The organism is Granulicatella sp. HMSC31F03 (assembly GCF_001807725.1).
GTDB classification, from domain to species: Bacteria; Bacillota; Bacilli; order Lactobacillales; family Aerococcaceae; genus Granulicatella; species Granulicatella adiacens.
Genome location: NZ_KV790848.1, coordinates 1 through 14380 on the forward strand (window position 1 = coordinate 1; position 14380 = coordinate 14380).

At 37.2% G+C, this 14380-nt stretch carries 13 protein-coding genes; all 13 read right to left on the bottom strand.

Annotated elements, in window-relative coordinates:
• Nucleotides 1-496: 496 nt before the first annotated feature.
• The gene (locus tag HMPREF3106_RS02495) at nt 497-1732 is read right to left on the bottom strand and encodes a S1C family serine protease (protein WP_005608160.1); all 1236 of its coding nucleotides are present in this window, start codon (nt 1730-1732) and stop codon (nt 497-499) included.
• 107 nt (nt 1733-1839) lie between these two features.
• Nucleotides 1840-2643 carry an MBL fold metallo-hydrolase gene (locus HMPREF3106_RS02500; protein ID WP_070444261.1) on the bottom strand — a complete coding sequence of 268 codons (804 nt, stop codon included), beginning with the start codon at nt 2641-2643 and terminating at the stop codon, nt 1840-1842.
• Between the two features lie 12 nt (nt 2644-2655).
• Nucleotides 2656-3519 carry a two-component system regulatory protein YycI gene (locus HMPREF3106_RS02505; RefSeq protein ID WP_070444264.1) on the bottom strand — a complete coding sequence of 288 codons (864 nt, stop codon included), beginning with the start codon at nt 3517-3519 and terminating at the stop codon, nt 2656-2658.
• On the bottom strand, nt 3509-4861 hold the full coding sequence (locus HMPREF3106_RS02510) for a YycH family regulatory protein (RefSeq protein ID WP_070444266.1): 1353 nt from the start codon (nt 4859-4861) through the stop codon (nt 3509-3511). The genes HMPREF3106_RS02505 and HMPREF3106_RS02510 overlap by 11 nt, the downstream gene beginning before the upstream one ends.
• Complete coding sequence (gene walK, locus HMPREF3106_RS02515; RefSeq protein WP_049554789.1) at nt 4851-6707, bottom strand: cell wall metabolism sensor histidine kinase WalK; 1857 nt, start codon at nt 6705-6707, stop codon at nt 4851-4853. The genes HMPREF3106_RS02510 and walK overlap by 11 nt, the downstream gene beginning before the upstream one ends.
• Before the next feature lie 82 nt (nt 6708-6789).
• Nucleotides 6790-7506 (bottom strand): response regulator YycF, encoded by a 717-nt coding sequence (gene yycF / locus HMPREF3106_RS02520; RefSeq protein WP_049554790.1) that lies wholly within the window; start codon nt 7504-7506, stop codon nt 6790-6792.
• A gap of 27 nt (nt 7507-7533) precedes the next feature.
• Entirely contained in the window at nt 7534-8823 is a 1290-nt protein-coding gene (locus HMPREF3106_RS02525; RefSeq protein WP_070444268.1) for an adenylosuccinate synthase, read from the bottom strand.
• A gap of 32 nt (nt 8824-8855) precedes the next feature.
• Nucleotides 8856-10241: a replicative DNA helicase gene (gene dnaB, locus HMPREF3106_RS02530; protein ID WP_005608173.1), complete on the bottom strand. Its 1386-nt coding sequence runs from the start codon at nt 10239-10241 to the stop codon at nt 8856-8858.
• Nucleotides 10242-10426: 185 nt separating this feature from the next.
• Nucleotides 10427-10879 carry a 50S ribosomal protein L9 gene (gene rplI, locus HMPREF3106_RS02535; protein ID WP_049554793.1) on the bottom strand — a complete coding sequence of 151 codons (453 nt, stop codon included), beginning with the start codon at nt 10877-10879 and terminating at the stop codon, nt 10427-10429.
• Nucleotides 10880-10894: 15 nt separating this feature from the next.
• On the bottom strand, nt 10895-12922 hold the full coding sequence (locus tag HMPREF3106_RS02540) for a DHH family phosphoesterase (protein ID WP_070444270.1): 2028 nt from the start codon (nt 12920-12922) through the stop codon (nt 10895-10897).
• A gap of 255 nt (nt 12923-13177) precedes the next feature.
• On the bottom strand, nt 13178-13420 hold the full coding sequence (gene rpsR, locus HMPREF3106_RS02545) for a 30S ribosomal protein S18 (RefSeq protein WP_005608178.1): 243 nt from the start codon (nt 13418-13420) through the stop codon (nt 13178-13180).
• A 22-nt stretch (nt 13421-13442) separates the two neighbouring features.
• Complete coding sequence (ssb, locus tag HMPREF3106_RS02550; protein ID WP_005608180.1) at nt 13443-13940, bottom strand: single-stranded DNA-binding protein; 498 nt, start codon at nt 13938-13940, stop codon at nt 13443-13445.
• Nucleotides 13941-13986: 46 nt separating this feature from the next.
• Nucleotides 13987-14286: a 30S ribosomal protein S6 gene (gene rpsF, locus HMPREF3106_RS02555; protein ID WP_005608182.1), complete on the bottom strand. Its 300-nt coding sequence runs from the start codon at nt 14284-14286 to the stop codon at nt 13987-13989.
• Nucleotides 14287-14380 lie beyond the last annotated feature (94 nt).

Below are 14380 nucleotides of genomic sequence, written 5' to 3' on the forward strand. Positions count from 1 at the left end.
AATTTCTTCATCAACACTATTTGACAAAGAGCCGTTTTATCCTCTTATCCCCTACTTATCCACAAAGTTATCCACATGTACACATGTTCGCCACTAAATTTTGATAGTTTTTATCCATAGCCCCTAGATATAGATTACATTCATTTAAATGTTACATAAATGTTATATTCAATTTTTGGGGGTACGAGTCAGTTATCCACAGTTATACACACTAAACCCGACCTTTTAAAAACACTGTTATATCAACGTTCTTTGTCATTTTATAAAAAAGTTATCCACAATAATTCTTTTTCATGTTTATAACTTTTTCCAATCAAATTCCTTATTCTAGGCCTTTTATCACTTTCTATTTTCAAAAGGTGTTTCCCACTATTTGGACTTGACAAGGAGTTTTCCAAAGACTTTTCCACAGAGTTATCCACAATTCGGTGGATAAGTTTGCGGATAAGTCCAAAAAAATCGGATTACACATTGGTAATCCGATTCTTCATTTACTTTATAAACTTGGGTTATTGGTTTCTGTTAAGGAAACTGTGGTTGTTTGTTTTTGTCCGTTACGATAATACGTTACTTCCAATTTATCTCCCACTTTATGGCTATAGAGTATTTTTCTTAAATTTTGAATTCCCTCTACTTTTTGGCCATCCATTTCTACAATGACATCATATGGTTGAAGTCCTGCCGCTTTTGCACTTCCCTTAGAAGACACTTCAGCAACCACTACACCGCTCTTCACATCTTTTGGTAAATTCAATTGATTAACAGCCTGTGAATTCACATTCGATAAGTTCACCATTGAAATTCCTAGAGCTGGACGAACGATTTTACCATTTTTTTCCAATTCATTAATGATGTTTACGACCTCATTACTTGGAATTGCAAATCCCATACCTTCAACAGAGGATTTAGAAATCTTCATAGAGTTAATCCCAATGACTTGTCCCGCGCTATTAATAAGAGCTCCACCTGAGTTCCCTGGATTAATCGCCGCATCCGTTTGAATCGCATTTACAATCCAATCTTGTTGGCCATCGCCATCCACATCTGTTGGAACTGGACGATTATTTGCAGAAACAATCCCTTGCGTAACACTGGTAGCAAATTCACTGCCGAGAGGAGATCCAATCGCAATAGCGGTTTGTCCTGCTTTTACCTCATCAGAGTTCGCAAATTCCGCTACAGTACTTACTTTATCTGCTGGAATACGAATCACTGCTAAGTCCGTCCATTGGTCACTCCCAACTAATTCTGCCTTTTCCCTAGTTCCGTCTGCTAAAAGAACTTCTAACTCTTGCGAATTTGCAATAACGTGATTGTTCGTTACGATATAGGCATATCCATTTTCCTTTTTATAAATAACGCCACTTCCTTCTGAAGCTGTCGTTAATTCATCATTTGATTGTTGTTGTTGCTGCTGAGTCCCGTAAAGAGAATTACGGCCAGACGATTGTTTGTTAATAACTGAAACCACTGCATTTTTTACATTTTCTACAACCTTAGAAATATCATTATTTGTATTTGCAGCAGCCGTAGAGGTTTTTGTAGTCGTTACATTACTCTCTGAAGCTTGCGTAGTAGGCGTTGGCGTTTGATGGTTTAAAGGATTTGTAATCGCCATAATTCCAATTCCACTTGCGACTGCAATGGTTCCTCCAACAATCCCACCAACAAAGCCATTTCTAAAGCTTTTATTCTTACGTTTTCTTAACTGTTTTTGTTGTTCTTCTTCCATTTGCTCACTCCTCTCGTTGTTACTTTAAAGATAAATTCTAAATATGAATTTTGTGTGAACAAACACTTATAGTCTATTTAAAAATCTCTTGCATTATTCCTAAGAATTTAAACTTCAAATAGGCTTGTAGGCTCATACGGATCCGTATGAAATAATTCAAAGGAATGATGAACTCCTTTATCGTGAGTTCTAAATACGGATTCTGCTGTTTGATAAGCAATTTCCTTCATATTATTATCTTGACTTAAATGGCCTAAATAAATGCGTTTCGTCTGATCCCCAAGCATTTCACACATAGCTAAAGCTCCATCATCATTGGATAAATGGCCTTTATCACTTAAGATTCGTTGCTTTAAATGCCACGCATAAGGTCCCATTCTTAACATTTCAAGATCATGATTGCTTTCAATTAAATACGCATTGGCATTTTTGAGGAGTGCACGAAGTTTATCACTCACATATCCAGTATCCGTTAGCATAACAAATTGGCGTTGATCCTTTTGGAAGCTATAAAACTGTGGAGCCGCCGCATCATGAGAAACGGCAAAACTCATCACATCAATATCTCCAAAAGTCAGTGTGTCTCCTGTATTAAAGATTTCTTGCTGTTCTAGGGCTACCTTTCCAATTTTGCCAGACATTGCTGCCCATGTTTTTTCGTTTGCATAAATAGGAATGCCATACTTTCTTGCAAGCACGCCAATTCCTTTGATGTGATCTGAATGCTCATGAGTCACTAAAATCGCATCAATATCGGATATAGAACGATTTATTTTCTCCATTTGCGCACTAATAGCTTTACCAGTGAGTCCACAATCCACTAATATTTTTTGCTTAGGAGTCTCAATATAAGTTGCATTACCTGAACTCCCACTCGCTAATAAACTCACTTTAAAACCTAATTCTTGCATACTATGTCCCTTCTATTGTTGTTGCACTGTTTGTGTTGTTGTGTTATTGGTTGTTGTACGCTGCGTTTGCGTATTCGTTGTTTCTAAGGTTTCATTGGTTAATACGGTCCCATGAATCGCATCCACACGACGCGCCACTAACTGACCATCCGCTTGACGTATTTCAACATACCAAGCAGGAGAATAAATAGAAAATTCTTTTAGCACTAACGATTGGAAGTAAGATAACTTAACCGTTGAAACAGTTGATTTTGCTGGAATCTTTCCCGCTAGGAATAACACTTCAACAGCGCTTTGAGCAGTAATTAAACTTCTCTCATTTCCAAGCACTTGTACATTTCCCGCATAGGTTTGTTCATAACTAACGGCTTGGTCATTCGTATTCAATGTGACAATAATTTGGCTTGTTCCATCCATAATACTCAATTTATCTGCTTTTTGCGTATAAATTACTTTACGTGTAGTTGCATTATAAGAAGACCATATATATTTATCCCCGAATAAAACCTTATTATGGATAAACGCTGTTAAGTCATTAAAACTTTCCGCATTTACTGGATTCGATAGACTTAACTGAATCGGTGGTACTAACTCTGCATTGATGACATTTTTTTCCAATGACACGATCTGGTTTTGTAAATTATTCAAACCTGACTCAATGGAAACAGGGGTTAGTTGGATAATCGGAGCCGTTTCCTCCGTTGAAGGTAATGACGGCAATGTAATTCCATCTTGTTTCATCTGATCGATGACGTTAATACTTGTATTCAAAGGGGTTTTTGATTCTACCTTCTTTTGCCAAACGAGTCCAAATAGGAATACATCTAGGAAAAAGAAACAAACAATCAATACGATTGCACTTCTTCTAAAGTCCATCTCCGTCACCCCCTACTGTTTGTTTATTCGCGGCATCTCCGGCTTTTTTATCCGCTTTTAATTCTGATAATGTCTTCCATTTGTTATTTATTTTTATATACCAAGTCGGAATAAATTCTACGATTTGATTGTTTTCGCTGCTGGTTGTCCAAGAATAACCAATTCGAATATCTTCTATCTCATTCATGGAGAACCCTTCATTAAGCAGTTCCGCTACAATATCTTTTCCACCAACAATCGTTACTTTTTTATTTTTGGTTGGTAGAGGTGTTTGCGCAATTAAAGAGGAAGTTCTTAATTTTTCAATTCCATTTGTAGTCGCTTTTACTTGAGTCATTCCTTCTCTTCCGCTAGAAAGAATTGGATAGGAGCTCACATACCGAACATACTCTACTATATTGGAACTTAAATCTACTGAAGAAAAACTCATTCCTAACTGCCATCCGCCTAGACGCTTCATCTGTGTAAAAGTCTGCGTTAAGTTATTCGTATAAAGAAGGGTTTCATCCCCTGGTTTATTTTCAAAGAAAGTAATGATATTCGTTGTACGATCCATCTTCAATTGCGATAAATTGTCGTTATACACCACACTCTTTCCATCTCCACGTGTTCTAATTTCCGTTTGATTTGAAAAGAGTTGGCGGATATAGAAGGTAATTGGAATTTGCTCAATCAAATACGCAGATTGTTCAACGTTTACCTTATCTTGCTCCACAAAGAATTGTTTTGTCTTTCCTCGATACGATTCTACTTCATAAAATTCATCTGATTTATACAAAGCATCCATCTTCGCACTTAAGCTTTCATCGATTTTCGCACTGTATACATTTTTATTTTCATCATTGACAAAGTATGCCGTATGCGGTTCATCTGTTCGAATAACAATCCGTGAAAATCTCTCATTCACATAATCCTCATTCAACCCGTCAAAATACCGATTCATAATTCCAAAAGAAAGCAAACCATCAAATAAGATTTGCGAATGAGCTTCTCTTAAAACAAGGTTCTCATAACTAGTATCATCTAAGTTCGACAACCGTGTTAGATTCGAAAAGCTTTTTGAAAGAAAGGTATTTACTTCTCTTAGAATCGACATTTGACTTGTCATTTCAAACTTATTGTTATTAGTTAAGACAAGGCGCGTTGGTCTAAACACATCCTCAAGCGTATAGTTCGCTCGAATCTGCGCTCCGGAATCTTGAGAGGTCGTCAGATTAGTTGATTGCTTTTTAACTCCAAAAAACTCAACTGGGCGAATAACAATTAAATACGTAAATACAAAGCTAAGGATCATCAACACAAATAAGGTCGATAAGAGTACTCGAAAATTTTTAAATTTCATCCCATTCACCATCCTCTTCAAATGGAACATAAGGTAATGAAATAAAGAATGTGGATCCTTTATTTTCAATACTATTCACCCAGATTTTTCCTCCATGAAGTTGTACAACTTCTTTAGAAATCGCAAGACCTAGTCCACTACCGCCCATTGCTCTTGAACGAGCTTTATCTACACGATAAAAACGATCAAATAGGTGAGGAATATCTTTACGCGGAACTCCTAGTCCTTCATCACTCACACTAACAATAAGGTCGGTATGAGTTTCCATGAGTCGAACAATAATCCGTCCCCCATCTGGAGAATATTTAATCGCATTATTGATAATATTATCTAATACTTGCGTCATCTTATCTTGGTCGATTTCTACCCATAGATTTCTTTGGGTAATATCTGTGAGAATTCGATAGTTCTTTTCTCTATATTGGTCAGATTGTAAAACCATATCAAATCGATTTACAATATGCTTCACGAGTTCATTCATATTCACAAACTCTTTATCAAGTTCTAATCGATTTTGGTCCATCCGTGATAAGTTCAGTAAGTCGGTAATCATACGCATCATTCGATCCGTTTCGGTTTCAATGACATTCAGAAACTCCGGAGCGATTTCTTTGTTTTCCCATGCCCCGTCCACTAACGCTTCTGTATAACTCTTAATACTCGTTAATGGAGTTCTTAATTCGTGAGAAACATTTGATACGAAATTACGACGTTCGCGGTCAATTTTCTCTTGTTCCGTAACGTCCGTTAATACGCACACGAGACCACTAATAAATCCAGATTCACGTTGAATTACAGAGATTTCACATTGGACAATGGTTTCTTCTCCGTCTTCTTCAATCGTAATCATTCGCTCTTCTTGAGATTCCAATAAATCTCTAAAAGAAACACTATTATCTAAACGTAATACTTCAAGCAATGGCGTTCCGATAATCCGCTCATTTCGTAAATTCAAAACATCCAATGCAGCCGCGTTAATAATTACAATTCTTCCTCGACGGTCTGTTGCAATAACCCCATCACTCATATGACGTAGGACACTGTCTAGACGTTGCCGCTCCGCTTCTGTTCCTTCTTGGGCTTCTTTGATTTTTACAGATAAATCATTAATCGCTTGCCCTAACTGACCAAGCTCATCGTCTCCGTAAATCATCACTTCACCCGTATAGTTTCCTTCTGCAATTTGTTCTGTCTGTTGTTTCATTTCCGCAATCGGACGAGTAATCCCTTGAGAAATCATGACTGTAATCACAATCGCTAAAATGATAATAAAAATGGAAGAACTAATAAAGATAATCCCAATATCTTTTACTTGGGTATAACGAGATTCAATATTAGACGTTACCGAAATGATTCCCACTGGATTTCCTGAAACCCCACTGACGGGATCAATTGGTGAAACGTATTTCCAATATCTAGAATCTCCGTCAATATAGTTATAACTGTACACAGTATTTGAGACGACCACTTGTTGCACATCAGCCTCTGTAGAACGAGTCCCAACAATTGATTGCTGCGTTTGATTCGTAGTTCCCAAAATATATCCCTGCATATCCATAATACGAATTTCTACAATACTATTTCCTGTTGGATAATCTTGCAATAACTGTGATATTTCAGCCGATTTAGCCTCATCTGTTGTATCCTTAGCCAAAATGGGCTGCACATTATTTTTCAAGAATCCTACTTGTAGCTGAATTTGTTCCTGAAAGTTCGAAATCATTTGAGATTCTAATTGCGTTAAGAAGTTCGCGACAATGAGTTGCAACGAAATCATCAAGAGCAAGATAAACAGCATTGGAATCTTAAATTGAATGGAACGAAAAAATCGTTTCATCTTCTTCATGAGTCACTTTCTCCTCTACTTTTTAGCAAAATACGCTTTTCTTGCCAGAATATACCATGGCAAGGAAAAGCGCATTCGTTGTTTAAGCTTCTTTTTCTTGGTCTGGGGTTTTAATATAATATCCTACCCCACGGCGAGTCATAATCCATGTTGGATGACTCGGTGTGTCTTCAATTTTTTCACGTAAACGACGAACTGTTACGTCTACTGTACGAACATCCCCAAAGTAATCATAACCCCATACCGTTTGTAATAAATGTTCACGAGTAATCACTTGTCCGATATGTTTTGCTAAATAATGAAGCAATTCAAATTCACGATGCGTTAATTCGATTTCTTCACCACGTTTTGAAACCACATAGGCATCTTCATGAATCGTTAAAGCGCCTAAAACAATTTCGTTAGCTGTTTTTTCTTCTTCTGCTTCGGCTGGAGCTAATTGTTGACGACGTAAGTTTGCTTTTACACGCGCTATTAATTCTCGGTTTGAAAAAGGTTTTGTTACGTAATCGTCTGCACCTAATTCCAGACCTAACACTTTATCAATTTCAGAATCTTTGGCCGTTACCATGATAATAGGAACATGGCTTGTTTTACGAATTTCACGACAAACTTCTAATCCATCAATTTTTGGTAACATTAAGTCCAAAATGACTAAATCTGGATTTTTTTCATGAAAAGCAGCAAGTCCTTCTTCACCATCAAATGCGGTGATGACTTCAAAGCCTTCTTTTGAAAGACTAAACTTGACGATGTCTGAGATTGGTTTCTCATCATCTACAACTAGAATTTTCTTCATATCAATCTTCCTTTACTCTATTCTTTTTTATGCCCAAACACTTTCTAAAATGTTGGTTTGTTCTCTATCTGGTCCTACTGAGAAAGTAGAAATGCGAACGCCGACTAATTCTGAAATACGACGTACATAGTTACGTGCATTTTCTGGCAGTTCTTCTAGTGAACGGCATCCTGTAATATCTTCACTCCAACCTGGTAATTCTTCATAGACAGGTTCACATTGACCTAGTTCAACTAAGCTTGCTGGGTAATGGGAAATTTCTTCTCCATTCGGTTTGCGGTAAGCCACACAAATTTTTACTGTTTCGAGGCCTGTTAAAACATCAATACTGTTTAAGCTTAAGTTTGTAATGCCTGATACACGTTTAGAGTGGCGCATTACAACGCTATCGAACCACCCAACACGTCTTGGACGCCCAGTGGTTGTACCGTATTCACGTCCGACTTCACGAATACGTGAGCCGATTTTATCGAATAATTCTGTTGGGAAAGGTCCATCCCCTACACGAGAAGTGTATGCTTTACATACCCCAACCACTTTATTAATTTTTGAAGGTCCAACACCGCTACCAATCGTAACCCCACCGGCAACTGGGTTAGAAGAAGTTACAAATGGGTATGTTCCTTGGTCGATATCCAACATAACCCCTTGTGCTCCTTCGAATAATACACGTTTTCCTTGATCTAATGCATCATTTAAAATCACAGAAGTGTCGCAAACGTATTGTTTAATTTGTTGTCCATACGCATAGTACTCTTCGAAAATATCATCAAACTCGATTGGTTCTGAATCGTACATTTTAGTAAAGAGACGATTCTTTTCCGCTAAGTTGATTTTTAGACGTTCAGCAAACACTTCTCTATCGAGTAAGTCTGCCACACGAATCCCAACACGAGCAGCCTTATCCATATAGCAAGGTCCAATCCCTTTATTCGTTGTTCCAATTTTGTTGTCGCCTTTTGCTTCTTCTTGTAATTGGTCTAGGCGAATATGGTATGGCAAGATAACATGCGCACGGTCTGAAATCCGTAAGTTATCAGTAGTCACATTTCTTTCGTGTAAATACGCAAGTTCTGTAATGAGAGATTTTGGATTTAATACAACTCCGTTTCCGATGACGCTGATTTTCTCTGGTGAAAAAATACCGGATGGAATTAAATGAAGTTTATAAGTGACCCCATTAAACTGAATGGTATGCCCTGCATTGTCGCCCCCTTGATATCGAGCGATTACTTCTGCATTTTCACTGAGGAAATCTGTAATTTTTCCTTTACCTTCGTCTCCCCATTGTGTTCCAACAACTACTACTGATGACATTTGACGCACCTCTTCTATTTTTTTAAATTTTACTATGCCATTGGAGCTCTTTGCTCAATTTCATCTGGCACTAAATTTGTAAACTTATTAAATTCCTTCATGAAGTTCAATTCAACCGTTCCACGTGGACCGCTACGGTTTTTCTCAATAATAACTTCAATGGTACTATTTGGTTCCACTTCTGGAACATGTCCATTTTCATCTGGCTCTTGACGATAATAATCATCACGATATAAGAACGCTACGATATCCGCATCTTGCTCAATGGATCCAGACTCACGAATATCCGACATGATTGGTCGCTTATCTTGACGTTGTTCCACTCCACGAGATAATTGAGAAAGTGCAATAACTGGAACTTTTAATTCCTTCGCTAATTTTTTCAAATTACGAGAAATTTCAGAAACCTCTTGTTGACGGCTCTCTTTTCCGTTTCCTTCGATTAATTGTAAGTAATCAATCACTACTAAACCGAGATTATTTCGCTCTTGCTTCAAACGACGACATTTCGCACGAATCTCTGACACTCGAATTCCTGGCGTATCATCGATATAAATTGGAGCTTCAGCAAGAACCCCTGTCGCCACGAAATATTGCGTATATTCTTCATCGGTCAATTTTCCTGTTTTCAAATGTCCTGCATTAATGCTCGCATGAGAACAGATAATCCGTTCTACTAAAGACTCTGCCCCCATTTCAAGACTGAAAATCGCAACTGTTTCATTCAAATTAACCGCAACGTTCTTAGCAATGTTTAACACGAAAGCAGTCTTCCCGACAGAAGGACGTGCTGCTAAAATAATTAGCTCATCGGCATGAAGACCAGAAGTCATTCGGTCTAAACCGATGTATCCTGTAGCAATACCAGTGACTTCTCCATTATTTTTGGAGCGCTCTTCAAGACTTTCATATGCATCATGTAAAACATCGCGAATTGGAATGAATCCAGCTTTATTTCGTCCTTCAGATACAGAAAGAATATCTCTTTCAGCTGTATCTAAAACATTTGCAATTGTTTCATCTTCTTGGTACGCATTTTTAACAATATTCGTCGATGTTTTAATTAACTTACGACGAGTTGATTTTTCTAAAACAATTTGAGTGTAAAATTCCACGTTGGCTGCTGTCGGAACTTTATCAAGAAGCTCAATAATACCAGCTTCCCCACCCACATTATCAATTTGGTTCTTTTGCCTTAATTTTTCCGAAACGGTGATTGGATCGATCGCTTCCGAATTTTGATTTAATTCTATCATCGCGGCAAAAATCAATTGATGAGCAACGCGATAAAAATCATCGGGTACAAGAAACTCCATGACCGAGATAATTGAGTCTTGTTCCAAAAGAATTGAACCCAAAACGGCCTCTTCTGCCTCTAGATTTTGTGGCGGAACTAAATTAGGATATAGCTCTTCCATTCAAACACCCTTTCTACTAAAAATAGCCATAAAAATACAGTTTCATTGTATCACAAAACACCCTAATAAAACAGAAGATTGGGCTCAAAATAAAAGATAACTTAATTACTTTGTGATTTTTATCACTTGTTTTAATAAATAAAGAGACTATCCGAGTGGGATAATCTCTTTTCTAATTTTTAACTTTATTGAGCGACAATATTCACTGTCATAATCGCTTGCACATCATGATGTAATTTAACAGGGACACGAGTGTATCCTAACGCTCGAATTGGAGCTGCTAATTCGAATTTACGACGATCCAATTCAACATTGAATTTCTTGTTGAATTCTTCGGCGATTTGTTTTGCTGGGATTGCTCCGAATAAACGTCCATCTTCCCCTGCCTTAGCTTTAATTGTAACCACTGTTTCTTCACGTTCTAGGAACTCTTTTAATTCCTTGGCTTTTGCTAATAATTCAGCGTTATGTTTTTCTTCTGCTTTCTTTTGACCTGATAAAGTCGCAAGGTTTGCTGAAGTGGCTTCTTTTGCAAAACCGTTCTTAATTAAGAAATTTTGTGCATAGCCATCAGCTACATTTTTAACTTCGCCTTTTTTACCTTTGCCTTTTACATCTTTTAAGAAAATTACTTTCATGTTTCTTCCTCCTAATTATAAGTTAATTTCACTACCAATTTCTTCAATGACTTGCATTAATTGGCGGATTGCATCTTCAATCGTGATATCCGATAGCTGAGTAGCAGCATTCGATAAATGTCCGCCACCACCCATTTTTTCCATTACACGTTGAACGTTCTTATTACCAAGACTTCGCGCGCTAATTCCAACCCGGCCATCATTGCGTTTAGTCACCACAAATGAAGCATCGATGTTTTCCATAGACAACATCATATCTGCAGTTTGGGCTGCAACAACAGTAGGATAAACGGTATTTTCTTCACCATGAACAATTCCGACATTGTTAGGAAGCATTTCGAGTGAGTTTAATAAATGTGAACGCATTAAGTACGTATCTACATTTTCTTTTAATAAGCGTTGGATAAGGATTGTATCCGCACCAACGGATTTCAAATAACTAGCCGTATCAAAGGTACGAGACCCTGTACGAAGCGTGAAATTACGCGTATCCACAATAATACCAGCAAGTAATGTGGTTGCTTCGATTGGCTGGATTTTCTCAGCTTCTTCAGATTGATATTCTAGTAATTCTGTAATCAATTCACCCACAGATGAAGCATACGGTTCAATATAAACCAAGTCAGGATTTTCAGGGAATTCCTCTCCACGACGGTGATGGTCGATAACCACTAATTTATTCGCCTTTTTAACAATAGACGGAGCAGCACATAGGGAAGGCTTACTTACATCGACAATAATAACAAGTGTATTTTCAGTAATTAACGCTTCTGCCATTTCTGGATTTACGATAGCGGAAGAGAGGAGTTCATCTTTTTTAATCACTTCCATCAATTTCTTGATATCATGCGAATATTGCTCTGGATTTGTGACAATCCAAGAGATTTTTCCATGCATTTTAGCGATTCTTCGAATACCTAAACATCCACCAATACTATCCATATCTGGATATTGGTGGCCCATAACCATTACTTGATCTGCTTCTGCAATAAGGTTTTCTAACGCTTGAGAAACCATACGAGAACGCACTCTTGTACGTTTTTCTAGCGGGTTGCTCTTACCACCGTAGAAGCGAGTTTCTTCGTTTTTAGAACGGACAACGACTTGGTCACCGCCTCGTCCTAAGGCTAAATCAAGGTTATCTTGCGCAAATTTAGCGATTGCTCCATAATCCATCTCTTTTTGAGTATCATCCGCATAGGAGAACCCCATACTTACTGTTAGTGGGGTGTTTTGTTGAGCTGTTGTCTCACGGACACGGTCAATAATCTCAAATTTCGTTTTTTCAAGTTCAGAAAGGATGTTTTTATCTAAAAATGCGACAAAACGGTCTGAACTAACACGTTTTAAGTAGATATTATTATGATTTGCCCAGCTAGTAAGCTGATTCGTCACGAAGTTATTCAAGTTTGATTTCTTACGGTCGCTCAACGATTGAGAAACTTCCGCAAAATTATCGACGAAAATCTGTCCAAATACAGGTCTTTCGTCTAAATACGTCTCTTTAATTAACGCATATTCCGTAATATCCATCATGTAGAGCATTCCAATATCGTTATGGTAGACTATTTGGAAGTATTTATCTTTCCAATGGACTACATTATCATTATCATCATCAAGATTTTTAACGATATTTGCTAAATCTGGATCAACTACTTCGAGTTTAAACCCTAATAGTTCTTTGCGTTCAAAATACTTTTGCAAATAAGGATTAATCCATTGAATTTCTCCATTATCAGCTAGTAAAAGCATTCCAATCGGCATTTTGATAGAGGCATCTTGCGAACCTTTATTGATTTTATACGATAAGTTTGTTACATAATGATTCGTTTCCTGAATAATATAGTTCGCGAACGAGTAGAGGAGAGTTCCTAATAAAATAACAAATAAAGTAAGGATAAGTCCCATCCATATATTCATTACATATGCCACAACCAGCATACAGAGAATAATTGCTATAAATGAGAATCCGTATTTCTTCATTGTTTCACTTTTAAGAAATGTCGGTAAAGCCTTTATACGTTCTTTTAGGCTTTTCTTCATTCTTGCACCTTCTTTCTATATAGCTTATTTTACCATAGTTTTAGCCCCTCGTCAGTTCTCTAAAATTGTTTCACGTGAAACAATTTAGGAAGAGGGTAGGGGTACAAATGTTTCACGTGAAACATTCTTTTATATGTATTCAATTTTTAATAATCATACTGCTTTAATCTAAACAAATAGAAATTGACTTTTAATAGGATACACCTTTATAAAACAAAAAAAGGATTGAGAAGTTCTCAATCCTTTTACTTAATATTAGTCAACTGTTGTGAATGGTAATAATCCCATGATACGAGCACGTTTGATTGCAACAGTTAAAGTACGTTGGTGTTTAGCACAAGTACCTGTTACACGGCGTGGTAAGATTTTACCTTTTTCAGAAATGTAACGTTTTAATAATTCTACATCTTTGTAATCAATGTAGTCTACGTGGTTTGCACAGAAGTAGCAAACTTTTTTACGACGGCGTTGACCGCCACCTCTACGTTGTTGAGCCATTATGGTATCCTCCTTTTAAACTTTAGAATGGTAAATCATCATCTGAAATGTTGATTGTCTCTCCATTACTTAAGAATGGGTCTGACATTCCACCACCGAATGATGAAGTAGGAGTGTTAAATTGATTAAAGTTATTTGATTGGTTTTGTTGGAATCCACCTTGTGAGCTTTGATCGTTTGCAGGGCGTTGTTCAGTAACATTACGTGATTCTAACAATGAGAAGTTCTCAGCTAGCACTTCAGTCACATAAACTTTTTGGCCTTGTTGGTTATCATAGCTACGAGTTTGAATACGTCCTTCAATTCCTACTAGTGAGCCTTTACGAGTGAAATTCGCAAAGTTTTCTGCAGCTTTACGCCACATTACGCAGTTGATAAAGTCTGTTTCACGTTCACCGTTTTGGTTTTGGTAACGACGATCAATTGCGATAGAGAAGCTCGCATAAGCAGTTCCGTTTGAAGTATAACGTAAATCAACGGCACGTGTTAAGCGTCCAACTAATACAACATTATTAATCATTTAATTCTTACTCCTTTCAAGATTTTTGTTTACTTATAATAAACAATTATGCTTCTAATTTAACAATCATGTGACGTAAGATGTCATTGTTGATTTTCGCTAAACGGTCGAATTCATCGATTGCAGCAGCATCTTCAGCAGTGATGTTCACTAAGTGATAGATACCTTCTTGGAAATCTTTAATTTCGTATGCAAAACGACGTTTCGCCCAGTCTTTAGATTCAACAACAACTGCACCGTTGTCTGTTAAAACAGCATCAAATCTTGCAACCAATTCAGCTTTAGCAGCTTCATCGATGTTTGGACGGATGATATATAAAATCTCGTATTTTGATGTTTGACTCATTGACTGTCACCTCCTTATGGACTTTTGGCCTACTGAATTTTCAGCAAGCAAGGAGAGTATCATTTCTAATACTCACGTTCTGTAATTATAACAA